Origin of the sequence: Streptomyces sp. NPDC059224 (genome assembly GCF_042754285.1) — a bacterium.
In the GTDB taxonomy this organism is placed as follows: Bacteria; Actinomycetota; Actinomycetes; order Streptomycetales; family Streptomycetaceae; genus Streptomyces.
Map to the genome: position 1 here is coordinate 273708 of NZ_JBHZAN010000003.1, position 21916 is coordinate 295623.

The following is a 21916-nucleotide window of genomic DNA, read 5'->3' on the forward strand; positions in this document are numbered from 1 at the left end:
GCGTGCGATGTCGGCCACCGGGAACGCGACGCTCCGGGTGCGCGTCTTCACGCACGGTTCAGCATCGCTCCACGCACGGTCCGCACACGACCGGCGAGACCGTCGCGCCTCGCCTCTGCAGGCGACCTCACCGCGTGACCTCACCGCGTGACCTCGCCGCGTGACCTCACCGAGGGGGCCGCCTGGGTGGCGGCGGAGGAGGCGGGGGCGGTGGAGGCGGCGGCCCCGGGTCCGGCCCGTCCGGCCGCCGCGCCCCGGGTCCGCGCCGTGGAGAGCGCGGTGGCGGGTCGACCGGCCGGGCCATGGTGGGAGCGCCGTACACATCGCCGGCACCGGGGGGTACGTCCGAGGCGTCGGCGCCGCCGGCGCGCGGCCACTCCTCCGACGACCGCGCGGCATCGGCACCCCGGCCCTCCGCCGGGGACGGCGTCCCGGACGGCGACCCCCGGCCGGGACTGCCGGGACCGCCGGGACCGCCGGGACCGACAGGAGCACCTGCCCCGCCGGTGCCGCTCGGACCGCGTCCCGGGGCAGCCCCCGCCCCCGGCCGCCCGCCGCTCCACGGTCCCGGGCCACTGTGCGGCCCCGCCGCATCACGCGGCTCCTGCGGCCGGCCTGCGGACCGGCGGCCCCATCCGTCTCCCGGCACAAAATCCCGTGGTCCCCAGGCGTCCGCAGGGCCACCGCCCCGTCCGCCTCCGGTCCAGGAGCCCCGCGACGCGTCGGGCCGGGGCCGCAGGTCGCCGCTCCCCGGCTCCGGTAGCCCGTCCGGTATCCGGAGGTAGGGGTTGGTGTTCGGATTCGGCGGGCGGTAGGGGGCCACCGGTGCGTAGGGCCCATCGGGGTCGCCGCCGCCGGGCCTTCCCGGCGCCCCGGACCCCACCGGCCCGCCGCCGGCGTCACCCAGTGGCGGCCGCGTCGCGCGGGTGCCGGCGGCGCCGGTCACCAGGGCCAGCAGCGCCCCCGCCGCCCCCGCCGCCGCACCCCACACCGCGCCGAGGAGCAGGCCCATGCCCAGTTGCCCGTGCAGTTCGATGCCGGCGCCGAAGGCGTCGAAGCCCAGCACCGACAGCGAGGCGTCCACGGACACGTCCGTCAGCCAGGCCAGCAACGGCAGTGCGAGCGCGGTCGCGATGCCCAGCCGTACCGCACACCGCCCGGCGAACCCGAGCGCCCCGGGACGGAAGCCCGGGCCGCCCTCGCCTCCGGGCCCACCGCCGGCCACCGGCGTCCGTACCGCCGTGAACACCCCGGCCAGCAGCATCAGCAGCGCCGCCGCCACACCCAGCAGCCATACCCGTCCGTCCAGGTCGGCCAGCCGGCCCAGCGTCACCGACCGGTCGGAGGGGGAGTTCAGGAGGTCGTCAAGGGGGTGCGGCAGGAACATGGTGAGGACGCCCGTCGCCCTGCCGTCGAAGGGGACGAAGAGGCCGACCGGGATGCCGAGCCAGACGCCGTTCGGGGCACCGAGCAGCGCCGCGCCCATGATCCGGGCCGGGTGCGGGTCGCCGATCGCCGCGAAGGCCGCCGCCGCCCAGCCCGCCGCGACCGCCACCAGCAGGACCGTCACCAGCGCCGACACCGCCGGCCGTACCACCCGGTGCACCGCGTCCCAGCCGCGCGGCAGCGGTGTGCGGCGCGAGGCCAGCAGCGCGATCAGCAGGATGCCCGCCGACCAGCCGAGACCACCGAGCAGGGTGGCCGCGGTGTCCACGCTGAAGCCGACCGCGGCGTTCGCGTGCACGAGGTCGCCGAGGCGGTCCGGCAGCAGCCCGCCGACATCCCCGATGCCGGGGATCGTGAGACCTCCACCGCCCCCGCCGCCTGTGCCCGGCAGCTTGTCCAGTCCCAGCGCGCCGCCGTCGATGGTCACCACCGAGTGTCCGGCCCAGGCCAGTCCGCCCAGCATCGCCACGAACAGCACCACCACCGAGCCCGCGCGGGCGAGCAGTTCGGCCGGTGCGATCACAACTCCGGCCGCGCGCAGGGACCGTAGGAAGAACCAGGCCAGCAGCACGGCTCCCACCAGGCTCACACCCAATGGCGTGATCTCGATGGCTGTGGTGGCTTCCGCCCCCTTCAGGCCGAATGCGGACAGATCTCCGTCCGGGGTGACCGAACCGCCTGCCCCGAGGGCCACAACCGCCGCTGTCATGGGGCCCAGTGAGCCCGCCGCGTCGGCCCGCAGCAGATGCAGACCCAGCGCCGCGGTACCCGCCATGCCGATCAACGCCCAGCTCACCGCGGCGATCGCGGACAGCAGGACGTCGCCCCAGGGCAGCCGCGCGCCGTGCCTCGTGTTCTCGACTCCCGTGCCGGACGTGCCAGAACCCATGGCCGACCCCCCGATCCGCGGACGCGCCGGACCGCTCCGCCGCGCTTGTCCCCCTCGCGTGAATTACCACTCTCCGGCCCGGTTTCAACCCCGTCAACGGAAAGAGTCGACGCGTTCGTACGAGGCTCGCACAAGGCCCGACTTTCGGTCAGAGGGCCGAGCCTGAAATAGTTCCCGACGATGTTCGACATCCCTAGACTCCCTGTGATGGGGGTAACTCGGGGGACTACTCATGGGGCTTGGAGTGCCGGAACTCGTACTGGAATCAGACGGACGTACCTGGACGCTCGATCCGTCCAGGTCATACAACCTCGGACGTGATCCGCAGGGGGACCTCGTGTTCGACGACGCCAGGGTCTCCTGGCGGCACGCCACGATCAGCTTCGACGGCCGCAGTTGGGTCATCGAGGACCACGGCAGTACCAACGGCACCTTCGTGCAGAGCCAGCGGGTCCAGCGGACCGAGATCGGCCCCGGCTCGGCCGTCCATCTCGGCAACGCGAACGACGGGCCGCGGCTGAGCCTGTCCGGCACCGCGGCCGCCGCCCCGGCGCAGCCCCGGCAGCAGCCGTACGCGGCGCAGGGCGCGGGCGGCGCGGGCTGGTCGCAGCCGCCGGCCGCGCAGCCGGCGGCGCCGCGACAGGACTGGCAGCAGGCCCCGCCGGCGATCCCGCAGCAGCAGGGCGCCCCGGCCATGGCCTCCGGTGGTGGCGCGGGGGCGCCGCCGGTGTACGGCGACCGCAGCCCGACCACGTTCCACCAGTTCTCCATCGGCCGCGTGATGCGCATCGGCCGTGCCCTGGAGAACGAGCTGGTCGTGTCCGACCTGCAGGTCTCGCGCCACCACGCCGAGTTCCACTCCACGCCCGACGGCCGTATGGAGATCCGCGACCTCGGTTCGCACAACGGCACGTACGTCAACGGTGTGGCGATCGCCAAGGGCGGCACCGCGCTGCTCGACGCGAACGACATCGTCGGTGTCGGCCACTCCACCTTCCGGATCGTCGGCGACCGGCTTGAGGAGTTCGTCGACACCGGCGAAGTCTCCTTCTCCGCACGGCACTTGACGGTCACGGTCGACGGCGGCAAGCAGATCCTCAAGGACGTGTCCTTCGGCGTCCCGGAGAAGTCGGTGATCGCGGTCATCGGCCCGTCGGGCTCCGGCAAGTCGACCCTGCTCAAGGCGCTCACCGGCTACCGCCCCGCCAACGAGGGCGAGGTGCTGTACGACAACCGCAACCTGTACAAGCAGTTCGCCGAGTTGCGCCAGCGCATCGGTCTGGTCCCGCAGGACGACATCCTGCACAAGGAGCTGACCGTCAAGAAGGCCCTCAAGTACGCGGCCAAGCTGCGCTTCCCCGCCGACACCACGGGGCAGGAGCGCGACGACCGCATCGACGAGGTGCTGCGCGAGCTGAAGCTCGACGTCCACAAGGACAAGAAGGTCACGTCCCTGTCGGGCGGCCAGCGCAAGCGGGTCTCGGTGGCCCTGGAGCTGCTCACCAAGCCGTCGCTGATCTTCCTCGACGAGCCCACCTCGGGTCTCGACCCGGGCATGGACCGCGACGTCATGCAGCTGCTGCGCGGCCTCGCCGACGACGGCCGTACGGTCCTCGTCGTGACCCACTCGGTGGCCGAGCTGGCGCTGTGCGACAAGCTCCTGGTGATGGCGCCGGGCGGTTCGGTCGCCTACTTCGGCCCGCCCGAGGAGGCGCTGAACTTCTTCGGCTACGACACCTGGGCCGATGTCTTCTCCGCCTTCGAGAACTACCGCGACTACGACTGGGCGGGCCGCTGGAAGGGCTCGCAGCACTACCAGATGTACGCCGCGGACATCGACGCGATCGCCCCGCAGTCCGTACAGATCCCCGCGATGCAGGCGATGCGGCCGAAGAAGCCGCAGAGCTGGGGGTCGCAGCTGCTGACCCTGATCCGCCGGTACGTGTCGGTCATCGCCTCGGACCGCGGCTTCCTGCTGCTGACGGTGGTCCTGCCGGCGGTGCTCGGCGCGGTCAGCCTGCTGATCGACAGCGACAAGGGTCTGCTGGTCAACCCGGTCAACCACAAGACCGGCGTCCCGGTCCCGAACGGCACGGCGACCACGGTCCTGCTGATCCTCGCGGTCGGCGCCTGTTTCGCGGGCGCCGCGAACTCCGTGCGTGAGCTGATCAAGGAACGGGTCATCTACGAACGGGAACGGGCGGTCGGCCTGTCCCGGTCGGCGTACCTGATGTCCAAGGTGGTCGTGCTGGGCGTGATCACCGTGCTGCAGGGCCTGATGGTCGGCCTGATCGGCTTCTCCAGCCGGGAGATCCCCGACGAGGGCGTGGTCCTCGGACACTCCGTCGTCCTGGAGCTGTGCATCCCGATCATGGGGCTCGGCTTCACCTCGATGATGTTCGGCCTGGTCATCTCCTCGCTGGTGAAGACGTCCGAGAAGACCATGCCGCTGCTGGTGATGTTCGCGATCATCCAGGTCGTGTTCACCGGCTGCCTGTTCAACCTGAACGGGGCGGTCGGCGTCAACCAGTTCTCGTACCTGATGCCGTCCCGCTGGGCGGTGGGTGCCGACGGCGCCACGCTGGACTTCAACAACATCGCGCCCAACACCGACGACCCGACCAGCACGGACCCGCTGTGGAACCACACGGCCGGTGCCTGGGGCATGGACATGGCCGCGCTGATCGTCCTCGGTGTGATCTGCGGCTTCCTGGTGGCCCGCTTCCTGCGCCGCCACGAGCCCGAGGTCATGCGCAAGTAGTCGCCCGTACGACGCCGAAGGGCGGCACCCGCAGTGGGGTGCCGCCCTTCGGTGTGTGCGTGAAGAGGTCCGCGCAGGCCTCAGTACGCGCTGTTGACGTTGTCCATCGAGCCGTACCGGTGGGCGGCGTAGTTGCAGGCGGCCGTGATGTTGGCGACCGGGTCGTAGATGTTCCACGAGGTGCCGGCCACGTGGTAAGTGGCGAAGGTCGGCGGGATGACCTGGAGCAGACCCTTGGAGGGGATGCCGTTGATGGCGTTGATGTCCCAGTTGTTGATGGCGTTGGGGTTGCCGGAGGACTCCCGCATGATGTTGCGGTACAGGCCGTTGTAGGAGCCCGGGATGCCCTTGGAGTGCATGATGTCCAGGGACTGGCGGATCCAGCCGTCGAGGTTGTTGCCGTAGCTGGCCTGCTGGAGCTGCGGGCGCTGCGCGGAGCGGCTCGCGGCCTGCTTGGCGAGGTGCTTGACGTGGGCGGCGTGGGCGGCCTTGTTGGCGGCGGCCTCGACGTGCTTGACGTGGGCGGTGTGCGCCGCCTTGACCTTGGCGGCGTGGGCCGCGCGGACCTGCTTCACGTGCGCCGTGTGGGCGGCGTGGACCTTCTTGAGGTGGGACACGTGCGCCGCGTGGGCCTTCTTCACGTGGGCCACGTGCAGGTCGTGGGCCGTGGGCGCCTTCTTCTTGGCGGCGATCGCCTCGACCTTGACGTTCTGGAGCGCGAGCCGGTCGGTGACCGTGCCCTTGACGTCCTTGACCTGGTCCGTGGTGTAGGCGACCTGGGCGGCGGCCTGGGGGGACCCGGTCACGGCGGTCTCGGCGCTGCTGGGCACGGCCGAGAAGGCGAGGGCGGCGGCGCCGAGCGTGGCGACACCGGCGAGCGCGATCTTGTGGTGCTTGGTCAGGGTGGGACTGTGGGCGTGCTTGGGCATAGCAGTGGACCTCTTCGGATAGCGCGGAGGTCGCTCGTTGTCCGCGGGGGAGACCGGCTCCTCCTGCACGAACACCGCGGGGGGAACCCGCGGTGCCGAGCGACGTGAGCAATTCTTAGCGGCCGCAAAATGCCCTGGCAAAGGTGTGACGTACGATCCTCGGTAGTACAGCCCGGAAGGGCAAAACGGGACAGACTGGGTCGTCTGCCCCGTTCACGGCGGGCCCCTTTATCTCCTATGTCCGTTCGTACGTGATGTGCGCCCTATGCGCGTCCTCACATCGTCCCCATGTGAATCTCACCAGGAGTTGCTGACGCAATGCTCTGTGTGAGTCCCCTCCGCCGGGAGGATGAGGTGGACGTCCCCGAACTCGTGCCACAGGTAGAGGCCGTCCAGCGCCTCCTCGTAACTGCGGTCGACGGCGGCCCGCCCCGCGACCGCCTCCAGCATCAGCAGATGCGACGCCTCCGGCTCGTGCAGCCCGGTCAGCAGTCCGTCCACCACCCGCACCCCGCGCCCGGGCGTCACGACGAGCTCCGTCCACCCCTCGGCCGCCCGTACCACCCCGTCGTCGTCCGCGGCCGACTCCACGGCCCGCACCGCGGTCGTCCCGACGGCCACGACCCGCCTGCCGCCCGCCCTGGCCGCGTTGATCAGCCGCGCCGACGCCGCCGGCACGGCGAATCGTTCCGCGTACGGCGGCTCGTGCGCCTCCGCCGACGACACCCCCGTGTGCAGCGTGATCGGCGCGAACTGCACGCCCCGGCTCACCAGCTCCGTCACCAGCCTCGCGGTGAAGGGCCGTGCCGCGCTCGGCATCTCCGCACTCCCGGCACCGTCCACCGAGGGCAGCGCGAACACCGTCTGGTACACGGACAGCGGCTGGTCCCGCTCCGTATAGGAGTACCGGATGGGCCGCCCGTGCTCCCGCAGCATCCCCGGCACGTCCCCCGAGGCCCGCGCCCACCACAGCCGCTCGCCCCGCGCACTCAGCGGCTCCGCGAGGACCAGCCGACCGCCCCCCGGCAGCCGCACCTCACTCCCCGCGGACGCGCCCGCCCGCGCGCGTGTCGTCCCCCTGCCGTCCGGCTCCCGCAGCTCGACCGCCCACCGGCCGTCGTCCCCGCGCGTGGAGAAGTGCACCACCACGCGCGCGTGCCCGAGCCGCCCGTCCACGGCGGCCGCCAGCGTCGCCGAGGTGTTCACCACCAGCAGGTCCCCGGCCCGCAGCAGCACCGGCAGCTCGGCGAATGCATGGTGCGACACCTCGGTCCCGCGCGACACCAGCAGCCGTACGGCATCCCGCTCGAGACCGGGCCCCCGCTGCTCGGCCGGCACCCGCGCGGACAGCTCCTCCGGCACCCTCAGGGCCGTCGTCATCGCCCCTCCACCAGCGCAGGCGCCCCGTACCGTCCCCCGGCTGGCCGCTCGTCGAGCAGGCGCAGGAACGCCGGTACGACGCTCTCCGGCGACGGCCGTGGACCGTCGTCGTCCGGTACGGCCGCCGCGTACAGGCCCGTCGCCATGTCCCCGGGATCCACCGACCACACCCGCAGCCCCGGTTCCTCCGCACCGAGCACCGCGGCCAGCTGGTCCAGAGCCGCCTTCGAGGCGCCGTACCCGCCCCAGGTCTCGTAGGCCTCCGCGCCCGCGTCCGAGCTGACCACGATCACCGCCCCGGTCACCGACTTCCGCAGCAGCGGCAGCGCCTCCTGGACCAGGCCCAGCGCGGCCACGACATTCACCTCCAGGGCCCGCCGCAGCCCCGCGAGCGGCAGCTCGTCCAGGCGCACCAGCGGCTCGGCACCCAGCGCGCTGGCGTTGCTCACCACCAGGTCCAGCCCACCCAGCCGGCGGGCCGCGGCCACCAGGTCGGCCCGGTGCCCGGCCTCCGTGACGTCGCCCGGCAGCGCCGCCACCCGGACACCCGGCCCGGCGACCGCCTCCGCCGTCTCCTTCAGTGCTCCCGCCCCCCTGGCGTCCAGCACCAGGTCCCAGCCGCGAGCCGCCAACGCCTGAGCCAGCGCCCGCCCCAGCCCCTTGGACGCCCCCGTGATGATCGCTACCGGCATGACAACCGTCCCCTCGGCTCCGCCCGCCTCGGCAGGCGGTGATCCCAACCTAGGAACGGCACCGCACCGGCCGCCTCGGACGCGGGGCTCAATCCGGCAGGGCCCTTCGGACTACGCCGCCGGTCCGGGGCCCGAGTCCTAGGACCCGGGGTCTAGGGCCGGCGGCCCGGGCCCCGCCACCATCGGCCGATCCGCGGTGTCCCAGCCCGCCGGTACCGTGAGGGCATGAGCCAAGGTCCCCGGTCCGGCCTCGCCGCGGTCAGCTCCGCGCTGCTGGCCATGAGCAGGCACCTTGAGGTGCGCGACGTCCTCAAGACGATCGTCGCCTCCGCCCGTGAGCTGCTCGACGCGCAGTACGCGGCGCTCGGGGTCCCCGACGACCACGGAGGCTTCGCCCAGTTCGTCGTCGACGGCGTCACCGACGCCCAGTGGAAGGCCATCGGCCCGCTCCCGCGCCAGCACGGCATCCTCGCCGCGATGCTCCAGGAGGCGAAGGCCGAGCGGCTCGCCGACGTCCGCACGGACCCCCGTTTCGAGGGCTGGCCGTCGGCCCACCCCGAGATGTCCGACTTCCTGGGCCTGCCGATCCGCGACGGCGACGAGGTCATCGGCGCCCTGTTCCTCGCCAACAAGGACTGCCGGAAACCCGAGGGCGGCTGCGGCTTCACCGCGGAGGACGAGGAACTGCTCTCGATCCTCGCCCAGCACGCCGCGATCGCCCTCACCAACGCCCGCCTCTACGAGCGCAGCCGCGAACTGACCATCGTCGAGGAACGCTCCCGTCTCGCCCACGAACTGCACGACGCGGTCAGCCAGAAGCTGTTCTCCCTGCGCCTGACCGCCCAGGCCGCCGCCGCCCTGGTCGACCGCGACCCCTCCCGCGCCAAGGGCGAGCTGCAGCAGGTGGCCGTGCTCGCCGCCGAGGCCACCGAGGAACTGCGCGCGGCGGTCGTGGAGCTGCGCCCCGCCGCCCTCGACGAGGACGGCCTGGTCGCCACCCTCCGCACCCAGGTCCAGGTCCTCGACCGCGCCCACGACGCGCGCGTGACCTTCGCGGGCAGCGGCTTCCGGGCGCTGCCGGCCGCCCAGGAGGAGGCACTGCTCCGGGTGGCCCAGGAAGCCCTGCACAACGCCCTGCGGCACTCCGGTGCCGCGCACGTCGACGTGACGGTGAACCGGCGCGGCGGCGGAGCGGTGCTGCGGGTCACCGACGACGGCAGCGGCTTCGACCCGCACCGCACCCGCAGTGCCGGACGCCATCTCGGCCTGGTCTCCATGCGGGACCGGGCGAGCGGGGTCGGCGGCACCCTGACCGTGGAATCGGCGCCCGGCAAGGGCACCACGATCGAGATGGAGGTCCCCGGTGGCTGACGCGATCAGGGTCCTGCTCGTGGACGACCACCAGGTCGTCCGACGGGGCCTGCGCACCTTCCTCGAGGTCCAGGACGACATAGAGGTCGTCGGCGAGGCCGCCGACGGCGCCGAAGGGGTCGAGCGCGCGCAGGAGCTGAGCCCCGACGTCGTCCTCATGGACGTCAAGATGCCCGGCATGGACGGCGTGGAGGCCCTGCGCCGGCTCCGCGAACTCGACAACCCCGCGCGCGTGCTCATCGTGACCAGCTTCACCGAGCAGCGCACGGTGGTCCCGGCCCTGCGCGCCGGCGCCGCCGGATACGTCTACAAGGACGTCGATCCCGACGCGCTCGCCACCGCCATCCGCTCGGTGTACGCCGGGCACGTCCTGCTCCAGCCCGAGGTGGCCGGAGCCCTGCTCTCCCAGGAGGAGGCCAACTCCGGCCAGGGCAGGAGCGGCTCGCTCACGGAGCGGGAGCGCGAGGTGCTCGGGCTGATCGCCGACGGGCGGTCCAACCGCGAGATAGCCCGCGCCCTGGTGCTCTCCGAGAAGACCGTCAAGACGCATGTCTCGAACATCCTGATGAAACTCGACCTCGCCGACCGTACTCAGGCCGCCCTCTGGGCCGTACGGCATGGCGTGACCGGCTGAAACGTCCTCCGTGAGGTCACCGGCGGCAACATGAAGGGTGGTCCTACGGACTGAGATTCATACCGTCGTGGGAATGTCACCCGGACGGCGCATCCTCTTCCGGCCGCGGGCGTTCTTCAGTGCGTGCCGCGGCGACCGCCGTGGCGATCGCCAAGGAGGCTCAAGAAGTGAAGAACCTGAAGAAGGCAGCGGCCGTGACGATGGTGGCCGGCGGGATCGTGGCCGCGGGCGCGGGAATGGCCTCCGCCCACACCGGCGGCTCGCACGCCGACGGCGGGGCCCACGGCTCTCCGGGCGTCGTCTCGGGCAACGTCATCCAGGTCCCGGTTCACATCCCGGTCAACGCCGTCGGCAACAGCGTCAACGTCATCGGCGTGCTGAACCCGGCCTTCGGCAACCTCGGCCTCAACCACTGAGACCGCGCCGCACGGCGGCATCGACCTCCGGCCTTCCGGGCGCTCCCGGAAGGCCGGTCGGCTTCTCCGCACGGTGACTCTCACGCCCAATGATCGCAACGGGCAGTCACGGCCCGCGCTCCGTACCACCGGGGAACCCTCCGACGTTGATCAGCGCACGACCCACGGCCGGGTCGGTCACGCACACGCAGGAGGAACGTTTCCCATGCACATCGCCAAGAACGCAGCCGTCGCCCTCACCGTCGCCGGTATCGCAGCGGGCGCCGGCGCCGGCCGCCGCCACCGACGCGGCAGCCGACGGCGACGCCCTCGCCTCCCCGGGTGTGGCCTCCGGCCTCGCCGCCCAGGTCCCGGTCGACGCCAGCGGCCTCTCGGTCAACGCGGTCGGGCTCCTGGACCCCGCCTTGGGCAGCACCGCGACCACCAAGCAGGACGGTCACACCACCAGTAGGACCGTCAGCACCACCGAGGGCTGCGCCGCCCGGCCCAGCCCTCGGACAGGGTCCCCAGGGTCTAACGTCCCCGCTCGCGCTCCTCGACCACCGAGTTGTAAGCCGCCACCTGGGCCCGCCGGGCCGTCCGCTCCACCGGCCGCAGGGCCAGCGACCGCGCCGCCATCTCCGAGGCGCTCACCGCGCCGCCGTGCCCGTTCTCGTGCGCCAGTGAGATCAGCAGCCCGACCCGCTGCGCCAGCTCGAGCACCCGCACCGCGCGCGGCGGATAGCCGGGGGCCAGCACCTCCCGGCCCCGCGCGGCCCGTGACCGGTACGCGTCGATCGCCGCCTCCGCCACCGGACCCGACCCGGCGACGTCCAGCTTCGCCAGCAGCTCCGTCGCGTCCCTGAGCGCCTCCGCCAGCTCCCGCTCGGCCTCACCCAGCGACGGCACGTCCGCGGGCGGCGCCTCCCGCACCGGCAGCACGCGCCAGACCACCTCGGTATGCACGTCACCGGCGGGACCGGCCTCGGACACCTCCGGCACCAGCCCGAACGCGGCGCCGTGACAGATGACCGCCTCCTCGGCCTCCAGGGCCCGAGCGTTGAACTCCGGCGGACCGCTCAGCCCGAGCGGATGCCCGGGCGACGGCAGCGCGAGGCGCAGTCCGGTCGCGCCCAGCGTCCGCAGCCGCCCCAGCGCCAGCGTGAGCCCGACCGGAGCGGACTCCCCGGGCAGACCCTCCACCCGGTGCACCGCGTCCTCGCCGACGATGGTGAGCGCGGCGTCATCAGGGGAGACATGTCCGGCCAACAGGGCATTTCCCCAAGCGGCGAGGCGTCCTGAACGTGATTCCGAAAGCATGCCTCCACCCTAAGGACCGGACCGATGGAATGGAGCGCCGCACTCGTGGCGTAGATTTCATAAGGGCCGCGCCCACCGGCGCCGCCGCCCGAGCCACAGGCGTACGCGCCAGCCGAGACCGGCCACACTGCAAGGGGAGACAACGCGCTCATGAGCGATGTTCTGGAGCTTCAGGACGTATCCGTGGTCCGGGAGGGCCGGGCTCTGGTGGACCAGGTCTCCTGGTCGGTGAAGGAGGGCGAGCGCTGGGTCATCCTCGGCCCCAACGGCGCCGGCAAGACCACCCTCCTGAACATCGCCTCCAGCTACCTCTTCCCCAGCAAGGGCACCGCCACCATCCTCGGCGACACCCTCGGCAAGGTCGACGTCTTCGACCTCCGCCCGCGCATCGGCGTGGCCGGCATCGCCATGGCCGAGAAGCTGCCCAAGCGCCAGACCGTCCTGGAGACCGTGCTCACCGCCGCCTACGGCATGACCGCCCACTGGCAGGAAGAGTACGACGAGGTCGACGAGCAGCGCGCCCGCGCCTTCCTCGACCGCCTCGGCATGACCGACTACGTGGACCGGAAGTTCGGCACCCTCTCCGAGGGCGAGCGCAAGCGCACCCTGATCGCCCGCGCCCTGATGACCGACCCCGAGCTGCTGCTGCTCGACGAGCCCGCCGCCGGCCTCGACCTCGGCGGCCGCGAGGACCTGGTCCGCCGTCTCGGCCGGCTCGCCCGCGACCCGATCGCCCCCTCCATGATCATGGTCACCCACCATGTCGAGGAGATCGCGCCCGGCTTCACCCACGTCCTGATGATCCGCCAGGGCAAGGTCCTCACCGCCGGGCCCCTGGAGCTCGAACTCTCCTCCCGCAACCTCTCCCTCTGCTTCGGCCTCCCGCTCGTCGTCGAACAGCTCGGCGACCGCTGGACCGCCCACGGGCTTCCGCTGTCCTGACCGCTCCTGACGGGCGTTCCGCCCCGGGAAAGCACCCTGTCGGGTCGGCACCCGCGGCCCTACCATGACGATGTGAACAGCATCGACGCATGGGTGTGGTGGCTCGTCGGCGCGGCGGCGCTCGGAATCCCGCTCGTGGTGACCGCGATGCCGGAATTCGGCATGTTCGCGGTCGGCGCGCTGGCCGCCGCGGCCACCGCCGGACTCGGTGCGGGCGTCGTGATCCAGGTGCTCGTCTTCGTCGTCGTCTCCGTCGCCCTGATCGCCGTCGTACGGCCCATCGCCGCCCGCCACGCCGCCCAGCGACCCCAACTCGCCACGGGCATCGACGCGTTGAAGGGCAAGCAGGCCGTCGTGCTGGAACGCGTCGACGGCTCCGGCGGCCGGATCAAGCTGGCCGGCGAGGTCTGGTCGGCACGCTCGCTCGACGCCGGGCGCGCCTACGAAGCCGGAGAGGAAGTGGATGTCGTGGAGATCGAAGGGGCCACGGCCATCGTCATCTGACCTCGAACGACGCAACTCAGCGGAAGCACTCCCGAGTTGGGCGAGGGTCTGTCAGACTCGTGCAGCAAGATCTTCGACAACCATGAGATCTGCCGAAGCGCCGAGGCGGAGAAGGGTACGGGGAGCGACGATGGAACCGGTCATCATCGTCCTGGTCATTCTGGTGGTGTTGGTCTTCATCGCCCTGATCAAGACGATCCAAGTCATCCCACAGGCGAGCGCCGCCATCGTCGAGCGCTTCGGCCGCTACACACGGACCCTCAACGCGGGCCTGAACATCGTGGTCCCGTTCATAGACACCATCCGCAACCGCATCGACCTGCGTGAACAGGTCGTACCGTTCCCGCCCCAGCCGGTGATCACCCAGGACAACCTGGTCGTGAACATCGACACGGTCATCTACTACCAGGTGACCGACGCGCGAGCGGCCACCTACGAGGTCGCCAGCTACATCCAGGCGATCGAGCAGCTCACGGTCACCACGCTCCGCAACATCATCGGCGGCATGGACCTGGAGCGCACCCTGACCTCCCGCGAGGAGATCAACGCGGCCCTGCGCGGCGTCCTCGACGAGGCCACCGGCAAATGGGGCATCCGCGTCAACCGCGTCGAACTCAAGGCGATCGAGCCGCCGACCTCCATCCAGGACTCGATGGAGAAGCAGATGCGCGCCGACCGTGACAAGCGCGCCGCGATCCTCACCGCGGAAGGCACCCGGCAGGCCGCGATCCTCACCGCCGAAGGTGAGAAGCAGTCCCAGATCCTGCGCGCCGAGGGTGAGGCCAAGGCGGCCGCCCTGCGGGCCGAGGGCGAGGCCCAGGCGGTCCGCACGGTCTTCGAGGCGATCCACGCCGGCGACCCGGACCAGAAGCTCCTCTCCTACCAGTACCTCCAGATGCTCCCGAAGATCGCCGAGGGCGACGCCAACAAGCTCTGGATCGTTCCCAGCGAGATCGGCGACGCCCTCAAGGGCCTGTCCGGTGCCATGGGCAACTTCGGCAACCTGGGCGGCGGGTCGGGCGGCAGCGGCAGCGGCAGCGTCCCGGCCCAGGAACGCCGCGAGAAGCCCCACATCGACTAGGACCCTACAGACGGACGTTCCCCGCGCCCCCTCTCCGGGGGCGCGGGGAACTGCGCGAACAACCACGAACGACCCGCAGCCGCTCCCCGGACTCAGCCGGGCGGACGACTAGGCCGCAACATCTCCGGACAGCCACTCAGGAAGCGCGGCCAAGTCCTCCGCCCCCATCGCCAGCAGCATCGCGTCCTGCGGCGAAGGCTCGAACGGCTTCCGGAGCAGCGGCATCCCGGCCTGCTCGGGCGTCCGGTCCGCCTTCCGGTGATTGTCCTCCGCGCACGAAGCCACCGTGTTCAACCAGGAGTCCTGGCCGCCCTGGGCCCGAGGCACCACGTGGTCGACGGTCGTCGCCCGCCGCCCGCAGTACGCGCACCGGTGCCGGTCCCTGACCAGCACACCCCGCCTCGACCAGGGCGCCTGTCTCCGGAACGGCACCCGTACGTAGCGGCACAGCCTGATCACCCGAGGCGCAGGTATGTCCACATCGGCACCGCGCATGCGCAGTTCGGGGTGGGCCTGCTCGACAACGGCCTTGTCCTGGAGCACCAGGACGACGGCTCGATTCAACGTCACCGTAGACAGCGGCTCGAAGCTCGCGTTCAGCACCAGCGTGTCACGCATCCAGCCCACCTCCCATGTGCACCGTGCCCACCCCCGGCGGGCTTGGATCAACTCTGGACGGGCGCGCCGAGATGGACAACGCAATAAAAACTGCCCGCCCCTGATCACTTCCAAGACCAGGAGCGGGCAAACGTTCAATGAACGCCTGGCTGATTTCGCGAGGTGCGTCAGCCCTTCTCGGGGTTCTCGTACTCGCCGATCAACTGGGCGCGGGCGATCGCGTGGAACCGCAGGTTGAAGCCGACGACGGCAGGCGACACATCGGCATCCGGACCGAGCTTCTCCTGGTCCACCGCGTACACCGTGAAGACGTACCGGTGCGGCCCGTCCCCGGGCGGCGGCGCGGCGCCGCCGAAGTCCTTCGACCCGTAGTCGTTGCGCACCTGTACGGCGCCGTCGGGCAGGCCCTCGAACTTGCCGCTGCCCGCACCGGCCGGCAACTCGGTCACCGACGCCGGGATGTCGAACACCGACCAGTGCCAGAACCCGCTGCCCGTCGGCGCGTCCGGGTCGTAGCAGGTCACGGCGAAGCTCTTGGTCCCGGCCGGGAAACCCTCCCACCGCAGCTGCGGCGAGGTGTTGCCCTCGGCGTAGACCTGAGCGTCCTTGAGTGTCGCCCCTTCCGCGATGTCCTCGCTCGTCACCGTGAACGACGGGACGGGCGGGTGGAAGTCATGGGGGAGCGGCCGCCGCCTGAGCTCGGTCACCTCGGTACCTCCTGATCGATACATATCGCTGACGGAGGCCGTAACGGACTCCGCGGTTCCCGAGCCTAGAACCAGTTGCGCTTGCTGCCGACCTCGGACAGCCACTGGTTGAGATAAGCCGCCCAGTCGGTCCCGTGGAAGTCGTGCAGACCCACCTGGAACGACCGGAAGGTGTCACTGCCCTCGCTGAACAGCCCCGGCTTCTTGTCCATTTCGAGGATGACGTCCATGGCGTGCGAGTCCGCCACGAAGCTCAGCTCGACCTGGTTCAGCCCCCGGTACTGGGACGGCGGGTGGAACTCGACCTCCTGGTAGAACGGCAGCGTCTGCCGCGTCCCCCGGATGTGGCCGCGCTCCAGGTCCGCGTTCTTGAAGCGGAAGCCGAGCTGGATGAAGGCGTCGAGGATCGCCTTCTGCGCCGGCAGCGGGTGCACGTTGATCGGGTCCAGGTCACCGGAGTCCACGGCACGCGCGATCTCCAGCTCGGTCGTCACGCCGATGTGCATCCCGCGCAGCGCCTGCCCGTCGATCATCGTGACCGGCGTCTCCCACGGGATCTCCAGCCCGAACGGCACCGCGTGCACCGCTCCGGCCTGCAGTTCGAAGGCACCGCCGAGCCGCACCTTGCCGAAGTCGATGTTCTGCTTGTACTCCTCGTCGCCGCTCTCCACCTCGACCCGCGCCTGGAGACCCACGGAGAGCCCCTGGATCTCCTGGTTCACCGACCCCCCCTGGATCCGCACCTCGCCCTGGACGACGCCACCCGGTACGACGTTGATCTCGGTGAGCACCGTCTCGACGGAAGCCCCACCGGCCCCCAGGCTCGCGAGCAGCTTCTTGAACCCCATGACTCTCCCTTTACGTACGGACCCTTGATCCCTAGAAACGCGATCCGGCCGCGACCGGTTCCGGCCCACACCCTGGCAAGGAGACGAATCCTTGACCACCCCTTGGCGTCCCCGGCCTGGACTAGGCTCGGACATCATGATCGCGCCCCCGGACCGTACGTCACTCCCCAGGGACTTCTTCGACCGCCCTGTACTGGAGGTCGCCCCCGACCTCCTCGGCCGCATCCTCCTGCGCACTACCGCGGACGGTCCGATCGCGGTCCGTATCACGGAGGTGGAGGCGTACGACGGTCCGAACGACCCCGGGTCGCACGCCTATCGCGGCCCCACACCCCGCAACGAGGTGATGTTCGGTCCGCCCGGACACGTGTACGTCTACTTCACCTACGGCATGTCAAGGCCGTCAGCATGAACGTCATGGATCTTGCTCACCCCGCTGAAGAAGTCGCCCCCAAGCTGCTCGGTGCCATCCTCACCCACGAGACCCCCGAGGGAACCGTGAGCATCACGATCACGGAGACCGAGGCGTACTCCGGTTCGGCCGATCCCGCCTCCCACGCCTACCGAGGCAGGACGCCTCGAAACGCCGTCATGTTCGGACCCGCGGGACACCTGTACGTCTACCGGTCTCACGGACTCCACTGGTGCGCCAACATTGTCACCGGGGCAGACGGCATCGCTACAGCTGTCCTCATCCGGGCAGGCAGGGTCATCGAAGGGGAAGAGCTGGCCCGCGAACGGCGAGGGGGCAAGGTCGAGAGTCCACGTCTCGCGCGTGGCCCGGGGAATTTCTGCCAGGCGCTCGGCATCACGGCAGAGCACAACGGCACAGACCTGCTGACAGGCGCCTCGGTCGCGCTGTCCGAGGGCGAGCCAGTACCCGCCGCACTCATCCGGGTCGGTCCTCGGGTAGGCGTGAGCAAAGCCCACGACTGGCAGCACCGCTTCTACCTCGCCGGTGATCCAACGGTCTCGGCGTACCGACTGAGCCCGAGAGCCAAGCCGCCCGCCGGAGCCTGAGCCGCTGTACGCCTCGCTCGCGGCTCGCCGGTGGGTCGGCGCGGAGTTGAGTCCAAAGAGGCGTGACCGCTCGCGAGCGTGGCGCGTGACGCGTTCCTGGCCGGTCGGGTGACCGTCGACGTGCGCCGACCCGGGCTGGAGAGGTGGGTGGATGACCCCTTGGTGCGTTCGTCCGCACCGCCAGGATCTCGGTCACTGTGCACAACGACGAGCAGCGAAGGTGTACATAGTCGGACGGCCGAACAGGGCTGCACCACACGGGAGGGCTCCCTGACGAGGGCCTCCCTCCTTCGTGTAAGGTCACTCGGCCAGGTCGCCGCCGTCGCTCCCGACTGCACGAGACCGAGTCCAAGCACAAAGCCTTGGGCGTCACCTGTGAAGAGACCGTGCCAGCCATGGCCGGTCCACCCCCGCGAAGAAAGGGAGGCACATGGCCCGCCATCCGGCGGGGGTCACGGGCGCACCCGTGTGCGCCTCACAGGAAGGAGCCACTCCCGGTGGCTATCAGCTTCGGCCCTGACCGCCCGTGGGGCGCTGTCTCCCAGCACGAGTTCCGGCGCTTGACGCAGGACCCCAGACCCCCACTCACCTACCGCGTTCACTTTGCAGCCATCGGATGGGCCGACCGGCACGGACACGCAGGCTTCGGCCCCGGCAAGTTGGCCGTACTGCTGGGCAAGGACGGCAAACCGCTGTCCGAACAGAGCACGCGTAAGGCGGTAGCGCGCCAAGGCGCTGGGCCTTGTGTCGCCGCGGTCCGGGGCCGCCTGCCTCGTACTTCCGCCTTACCTGTTCCAGCAGGGCAAGGGTGCGCCAGCCCCCTGCCGTCTATTTAGCCTCCGGTGCAGTGCGGTCCCCAAGGGGCCGACTGAGGAGAGCAGCTTGGATCAACAGCAAGGGAAGTAGGGGAGCGCGGCAGCGCCCCGGCCGCCATGGTTGCAGCGCTCAACGACAGTGCAGCGTGGGTGGGCGGGCTGAACTGCCGGTCAGAGACGTCACGGCTGGCTGGAGAGCCAGTCGGTATGCCGATCGCGCATTCGGTCCCGTTCCTCGGGCGTGGTGAGGAAGACGTCGGCGCCACCGTCGTAGGGGTGGTAGATGCGCTGCATCAGGCTGTCGGTGACGAGGACCCCTGCCACCTTGTCGTCGGCAGTGTCTCGGAGCAGCTTGTCGACGCAGCCGTGTTGCCAAGGCAGCCGGGCGGCGAAGAGGTGACAGTACCTGCGGAACTCTGGCTCTGGATCGTCCTCCACCAGCAGGCTCTGCCAATAGCCTGCGTCTGGTTCGAGCAGCGGGACCTCGGGTTCGGCCGCCCAGAAGGGAGTGACCACGTACACCTCTGTTCTGTGCCGGCGAACAACTCGTCGAGGACGGTGTTGTAACGCTCCAGAACGACGGCGCGCCACGTTGTACCGCCTCTTGGACGAGAGCGCCTGAGATAGGCGCACACCGCACAGGCAGGCCCCCGCGCGAGCAGGGGGCTGTTGTCATGTCTGGACTAGGCTGTCGGGCCGGGCGGAGCCGTAGCGCAGAGGTCGTCGCGCGCGGTCTCCGAAATCGCGAGGACGCCGGTTCGAATCCGGCCGGTTTCGCCCTCCTGACCCAAGGCCCACGAGGCTCTTCTGTGCCATACCGTGCAGGCCCGTCGGCCACTCCTCCCGGACCGCCATCGCGAACGACGTACAGATGCGCCGGAAGCCCTTGTGCCGGCTCCGGTCTATGTGGCTCATGCGCCCCACGTCAACCGCCGCGCCGCCCGTCGAGGGAACAGTCGTCCAACTTGCAGTGATGACGCGATGGGGCGCCTCGTAGGGCGCCCCTGTCGTCGGCTGTCCGCTCGGCTGTCACGCATCGCTCACGGGTTCCGGAAAGTGATCCGGCAGTGATCCGACTTGAACCCTCGGACTCCTCGCCCCCTCGGCAGGAGCTCCACCCGCTCGCAGACCTGCATGACCACCGTTCGCACGTAGTCGATCCGGTCGGGGTCTTCATAATCCAACTCCTCCCACAGGTACTCGACGTCCCCCAGATCTACCCGCACCCGCTTCGTCGCCAGGTCGGCCAGCTCGGTCCGGATCTTCCCCAGGTCGGCATCACACCTGCCGATGCCTGCGCGCATGGTCGATGCGTCGATGTCCCCTACGGCGAACATCTCCGCCAGGGCGGTACGTCTCTCGGATGTGGCCACCTCCTTGGCCAGTAGCTCGGCCTCGCGCTCCTCGTCAGCGGCATCCGTGGCCGGAGCCTGGTTCCATTCCTCGGCTCGGGAGATGACCTGCCGGACCACGTAGGAGTCAAGCGGGTCGGCTGGGCATGTGATGCAACGGCCACCCGAACAGGTGTAGATGCGGTACCGCTCGCCTGCCGCGCCCTTCCGGCTCCAACCCTGCGTCACGACGGCCCGACACTTCGAGCAGCGGACCACGCCGGACAACAGAGCCTTGCGCTTCCCTCCGCCGCCCGTGTTGCGCTCAGGGTCGCTCAGGTAGCGCACCAGGGCTCGGAACATGCCCTCGGAGACGATCGGCTCCCAGTTGCCTGTGCCGGTCTCCTCGGTCACCCGTACGCGTCTCCGATCCGGCTTCTCGACCCACTGGGAGTACGTCTGGATGCCCGCGTTCCTCGGCTTCAAGAGGACGCCCCGGAGGTTCGAGCTACGCCACTCCTTGCTGTGCGGTGAGAGCAGCTCCCGAGCGTTCCAGTCCTTCGCGATAGACCACAGGGAGACACCGGCCAGGACATCCCGGTACGCCTGCCGCAGGGCTTCCGCCTCCTCCTCGCGATGGGTGCCGTCCCGCTCGAAGCCGAAGGGGCGAGTGCTCCAGAAGGGCCTGCCCGACTCCCTCCGGCGCTGATGACCGAGCACCTGACGGTCTACTCGCATCTCGGTCTCGTTCTCGGCTACGGCAGCGCCGATGCGAGCAGCCAGACGACCCGAAGGAGTCGCCAAGTCCAGGACGCCCTGAGCCTGTGCGGCGGCCAGATGAACGCCGGTCTCCTCGGCCAGGTCCACCAGCTCGACCAGGTCCCGGGTCGTGCGGTAGAGGCGGTCGTAGTGCCTGGCTACGACGACATCAGCCGTACCCGTACGAACCAGCTCAACCACCCGCCTCCAGCCTTCACCGCGAGCCGACACCTTGCGGCCCTCAACGACGCGGAACTTCGACGCCGAAGAGTCCTTCTCCGTGATGACCTCGACAACCGTCCAGCCGTTCCGGTCGCACAGCGCCTGGCTCAGTTCGACCTGTTGCGTCAGGTTCCCACCCTTGGACTCCTCGCCCCTCGGGGTCGGGCTGAGCCTGGCGTAGATGATCGCTCGCACTGCCTGTCTCTCCTGCCTGTCGTCGCCTTGCCGATGATGATGAACGACATACATGTTCAGTGGGTTACCTACGGCATGTGGTTCTGCATGAACCTCGTCTGTGGTCCGGTGGGCACCGCGAGCGCGGTCCTGCTCCGCGCCGGCGAGATCGTCGAGGGCGTCGAGTTGACACGCAAACGTCGACTTTCGGCCCGATACGACAGAGAACTGGCCAAAGGACCGGCCCGTCTGGCCACCGCCCTGGGCGTGGACCGGGCCCTGGACGGTACGGACGCGTGTGCCGCCGGCGAGACACCGCTGCGCATGCTGACCGGCACCCCTGTCCCCTCCGACCAGGTGCGCAACGGTCCGCGCACCTGGGTGGCCGGCGAGGGTGGCGACGGGGACATCCATCCCTGGCGTTACTGGGCCGCCGACGACCCGACGGTCAGCCCCCATCGGGCCCACGTACCCCGGCGCCGCTCAAGTTGACGCGTCCCTGGAAGGTGCGTAACGTAGCCCGAGCCGCTGAACCGGGTACGGCATTCGCCAGCAGCCGGAAGTGGCCACCCACTACCTACGACTTCCCCTGACGGGGTCGGATTCGTCATGCCCGCATACTCGAATTCGAACTCATGGAACTCGATTATGAGTCTCAACGGGAATCGGCTAGCGTAGTGAATGTCGAAAGGCCGACAGGCGAGAGCCAAAAAGCCCGAGACAATCTCGCCGACCGGGAATCGGATGCCGAAAGGATCTGATAGAGTCGGAAACGCCGGAAAGGGAAACGCGAGAGCGGGAACCTGGAAAGCACCGAGGAAATCGGATCGGAAAACGGTCTGATACAGTCGGAAACGCAAGACCGAAGGGAAGCCCGGAGGAAAGCCCGAGAGGGTGAGTACAAAGGAAGCGACCGTTCCTTGAGAACTCAACAGCGTGCCAAAAGTCAACGCCAGATATGTTGATACCCCGTCTCCGGCCGATTCTTCGGTTGGGGCGAGGTTCCTTTGAAGAAAAACACAGCGAGGACGCTGTGAACCATCGGATCATTCCTCCGGTGGTTCCGCTCTCGTGTGTG

At 70.1% G+C, this 21916-nt stretch carries 18 protein-coding genes, 1 tRNA gene and 3 pseudogenes; 12 read left to right on the forward strand and 10 right to left on the reverse strand.

The window, feature by feature from the left end:
• Positions 1-166: 166 nt before the first annotated feature.
• Positions 167-2335: a streptophobe family protein gene (locus ACFXI4_RS05160; protein WP_384988293.1), complete on the reverse strand. Its 2169-nt coding sequence runs from the start codon at positions 2333-2335 to the stop codon at positions 167-169.
• A 232-nt stretch (positions 2336-2567) separates the two neighbouring features.
• On the opposite strand from ACFXI4_RS05160, the gene ACFXI4_RS05165 reads away from it, so the two are divergent.
• Complete coding sequence (locus ACFXI4_RS05165; RefSeq protein ID WP_384988294.1) at positions 2568-5096, forward strand: FHA domain-containing protein; 2529 nt, start codon at positions 2568-2570, stop codon at positions 5094-5096.
• 80 nt (positions 5097-5176) lie between these two features.
• On the opposite strand, the gene ACFXI4_RS05170 is transcribed toward ACFXI4_RS05165, so the two are convergent.
• The 3 genes from ACFXI4_RS05170 to ACFXI4_RS05180 form a co-directional block, all read right to left on the reverse strand.
• A complete protein-coding gene (locus ACFXI4_RS05170; RefSeq protein ID WP_384988295.1) occupies positions 5177-6025 on the reverse strand; it encodes a transglycosylase SLT domain-containing protein in 849 nt (282 codons plus the stop codon).
• Positions 6026-6322: 297 nt separating this feature from the next.
• Complete coding sequence (locus ACFXI4_RS05175) at positions 6323-7405, reverse strand: S-adenosylmethionine:tRNA ribosyltransferase-isomerase (protein WP_384988296.1); 1083 nt, start codon at positions 7403-7405, stop codon at positions 6323-6325.
• Positions 7402-8097 (reverse strand): SDR family NAD(P)-dependent oxidoreductase, encoded by a 696-nt coding sequence (locus ACFXI4_RS05180; RefSeq protein ID WP_384988297.1) that lies wholly within the window; start codon positions 8095-8097, stop codon positions 7402-7404. The genes ACFXI4_RS05175 and ACFXI4_RS05180 overlap by 4 nt, the downstream gene beginning before the upstream one ends.
• Positions 8098-8322: 225 nt before the next feature.
• Here ACFXI4_RS05180 and ACFXI4_RS05185 point away from each other — a divergent pair, with 225 nt between their 5' ends.
• From ACFXI4_RS05185 to ACFXI4_RS05200, 4 genes and pseudogenes are all read left to right on the forward strand, one after another.
• A complete protein-coding gene (locus ACFXI4_RS05185) occupies positions 8323-9468 on the forward strand; it encodes a GAF domain-containing sensor histidine kinase (RefSeq protein ID WP_384988299.1) in 1146 nt (381 codons plus the stop codon).
• Positions 9461-10102, forward strand: coding sequence for a response regulator (locus tag ACFXI4_RS05190; protein ID WP_384988300.1), 642 nt, complete (start codon positions 9461-9463; stop codon positions 10100-10102). The genes ACFXI4_RS05185 and ACFXI4_RS05190 overlap by 8 nt, the downstream gene beginning before the upstream one ends.
• A gap of 167 nt (positions 10103-10269) precedes the next feature.
• Positions 10270-10518, forward strand: coding sequence for a chaplin (locus ACFXI4_RS05195; RefSeq protein WP_365283670.1), 249 nt, complete (start codon positions 10270-10272; stop codon positions 10516-10518).
• 89 nt (positions 10519-10607) lie between these two features.
• A pseudogene (locus ACFXI4_RS05200) lies at positions 10608-10877 on the forward strand (chaplin family protein); the annotation flags it as partial.
• Positions 10878-11031: 154 nt separating this feature from the next.
• Here ACFXI4_RS05200 and ACFXI4_RS05205 read toward each other — a convergent pair.
• The gene (locus tag ACFXI4_RS05205; protein WP_384988302.1) at positions 11032-11817 is read right to left on the reverse strand and encodes a hypothetical protein; all 786 of its coding nucleotides are present in this window, start codon (positions 11815-11817) and stop codon (positions 11032-11034) included.
• Between the two features lie 150 nt (positions 11818-11967).
• Here ACFXI4_RS05205 and ACFXI4_RS05210 point away from each other — a divergent pair, with 150 nt between their 5' ends.
• The 3 genes from ACFXI4_RS05210 (at position 11968) to ACFXI4_RS05220 (ending at position 14344) form a co-directional block, all read left to right on the forward strand.
• A complete protein-coding gene (locus ACFXI4_RS05210) occupies positions 11968-12759 on the forward strand; it encodes an ABC transporter ATP-binding protein (protein ID WP_351694571.1) in 792 nt (263 codons plus the stop codon).
• A gap of 72 nt (positions 12760-12831) precedes the next feature.
• Positions 12832-13263, forward strand: a complete 432-nt coding sequence (locus ACFXI4_RS05215; protein WP_362720609.1) for an NfeD family protein — start codon at positions 12832-12834, stop codon at positions 13261-13263.
• Positions 13264-13393: 130 nt separating this feature from the next.
• Positions 13394-14344 carry an SPFH domain-containing protein gene (locus tag ACFXI4_RS05220; protein WP_384988304.1) on the forward strand — a complete coding sequence of 317 codons (951 nt, stop codon included), beginning with the start codon at positions 13394-13396 and terminating at the stop codon, positions 14342-14344.
• Between the two features lie 108 nt (positions 14345-14452).
• Here ACFXI4_RS05220 and ACFXI4_RS05225 read toward each other — a convergent pair whose 3' ends face one another.
• From ACFXI4_RS05225 to ACFXI4_RS05235, 3 genes are all read right to left on the reverse strand, one after another.
• Positions 14453-14962 carry an HNH endonuclease gene (locus ACFXI4_RS05225; RefSeq protein WP_351329136.1) on the reverse strand — a complete coding sequence of 170 codons (510 nt, stop codon included), beginning with the start codon at positions 14960-14962 and terminating at the stop codon, positions 14453-14455.
• Between the two features lie 167 nt (positions 14963-15129).
• On the reverse strand, positions 15130-15669 hold the full coding sequence (locus ACFXI4_RS05230) for a YbhB/YbcL family Raf kinase inhibitor-like protein (RefSeq protein ID WP_362720601.1): 540 nt from the start codon (positions 15667-15669) through the stop codon (positions 15130-15132).
• Between the two features lie 65 nt (positions 15670-15734).
• Entirely contained in the window at positions 15735-16517 is a 783-nt protein-coding gene (locus tag ACFXI4_RS05235) for a sporulation protein (RefSeq protein ID WP_362720598.1), read from the reverse strand.
• Between the two features lie 136 nt (positions 16518-16653).
• Here ACFXI4_RS05235 and ACFXI4_RS05240 point away from each other — a divergent pair.
• A pseudogene (locus ACFXI4_RS05240) lies at positions 16654-16913 on the forward strand (DNA-3-methyladenine glycosylase); the annotation flags it as partial.
• Between the two features lie 12 nt (positions 16914-16925).
• On the forward strand, positions 16926-17537 hold the full coding sequence (locus ACFXI4_RS05245; RefSeq protein WP_384988323.1) for a DNA-3-methyladenine glycosylase: 612 nt from the start codon (positions 16926-16928) through the stop codon (positions 17535-17537).
• Between the two features lie 995 nt (positions 17538-18532).
• Here the strand turns inward: ACFXI4_RS05245 and ACFXI4_RS05250 are convergent.
• Complete coding sequence (locus ACFXI4_RS05250; protein ID WP_384988305.1) at positions 18533-18868, reverse strand: hypothetical protein; 336 nt, start codon at positions 18866-18868, stop codon at positions 18533-18535.
• A gap of 186 nt (positions 18869-19054) precedes the next feature.
• Between ACFXI4_RS05250 and ACFXI4_RS05255 the strand changes: the two genes are divergently transcribed.
• Positions 19055-19129 (forward strand) — tRNA-Arg (locus tag ACFXI4_RS05255).
• 263 nt (positions 19130-19392) lie between these two features.
• Here ACFXI4_RS05255 and ACFXI4_RS05260 read toward each other — a convergent pair.
• Positions 19393-20859, reverse strand: coding sequence for a recombinase family protein (locus ACFXI4_RS05260; RefSeq protein WP_384988306.1), 1467 nt, complete (start codon positions 20857-20859; stop codon positions 19393-19395).
• 60 nt (positions 20860-20919) lie between these two features.
• On the opposite strand from ACFXI4_RS05260, the pseudogene ACFXI4_RS05265 reads away from it, so the two are divergent.
• Positions 20920-21330, forward strand: a pseudogene (locus ACFXI4_RS05265) (DNA-3-methyladenine glycosylase); the annotation flags it as partial.
• Between the last annotated feature and the right edge of the window lie 586 nt (positions 21331-21916).

Coding starts and splice junctions, on each gene's coding strand:
- ACFXI4_RS05245 (WP_384988323.1), top strand. CDS start 16,926: ATGAACGTCATGGATCTTGCTCACCCCGCTGAAGAAGTCGCCCCCAAG.
- ACFXI4_RS05220 (WP_384988304.1), top strand. CDS start 13,394: ATGGAACCGGTCATCATCGTCCTGGTCATTCTGGTGGTGTTGGTCTTC.
- ACFXI4_RS05210 (WP_351694571.1), top strand. CDS start 11,968: ATGAGCGATGTTCTGGAGCTTCAGGACGTATCCGTGGTCCGGGAGGGC.
- ACFXI4_RS05175 (WP_384988296.1), bottom strand. CDS start 7,405: ATGACGACGGCCCTGAGGGTGCCGGAGGAGCTGTCCGCGCGGGTGCCG.
- ACFXI4_RS05185 (WP_384988299.1), top strand. CDS start 8,323: ATGAGCCAAGGTCCCCGGTCCGGCCTCGCCGCGGTCAGCTCCGCGCTG.
- ACFXI4_RS05205 (WP_384988302.1), bottom strand. CDS start 11,817: ATGCTTTCGGAATCACGTTCAGGACGCCTCGCCGCTTGGGGAAATGCC.
- ACFXI4_RS05160 (WP_384988293.1), bottom strand. CDS start 2,335: ATGGGTTCTGGCACGTCCGGCACGGGAGTCGAGAACACGAGGCACGGC.
- ACFXI4_RS05170 (WP_384988295.1), bottom strand. CDS start 6,025: ATGCCCAAGCACGCCCACAGTCCCACCCTGACCAAGCACCACAAGATC.
- ACFXI4_RS05235 (WP_362720598.1), bottom strand. CDS start 16,517: ATGGGGTTCAAGAAGCTGCTCGCGAGCCTGGGGGCCGGTGGGGCTTCC.
- ACFXI4_RS05225 (WP_351329136.1), bottom strand. CDS start 14,962: ATGCGTGACACGCTGGTGCTGAACGCGAGCTTCGAGCCGCTGTCTACG.
- ACFXI4_RS05165 (WP_384988294.1), top strand. CDS start 2,568: ATGGGGCTTGGAGTGCCGGAACTCGTACTGGAATCAGACGGACGTACC.
- ACFXI4_RS05180 (WP_384988297.1), bottom strand. CDS start 8,097: ATGCCGGTAGCGATCATCACGGGGGCGTCCAAGGGGCTGGGGCGGGCG.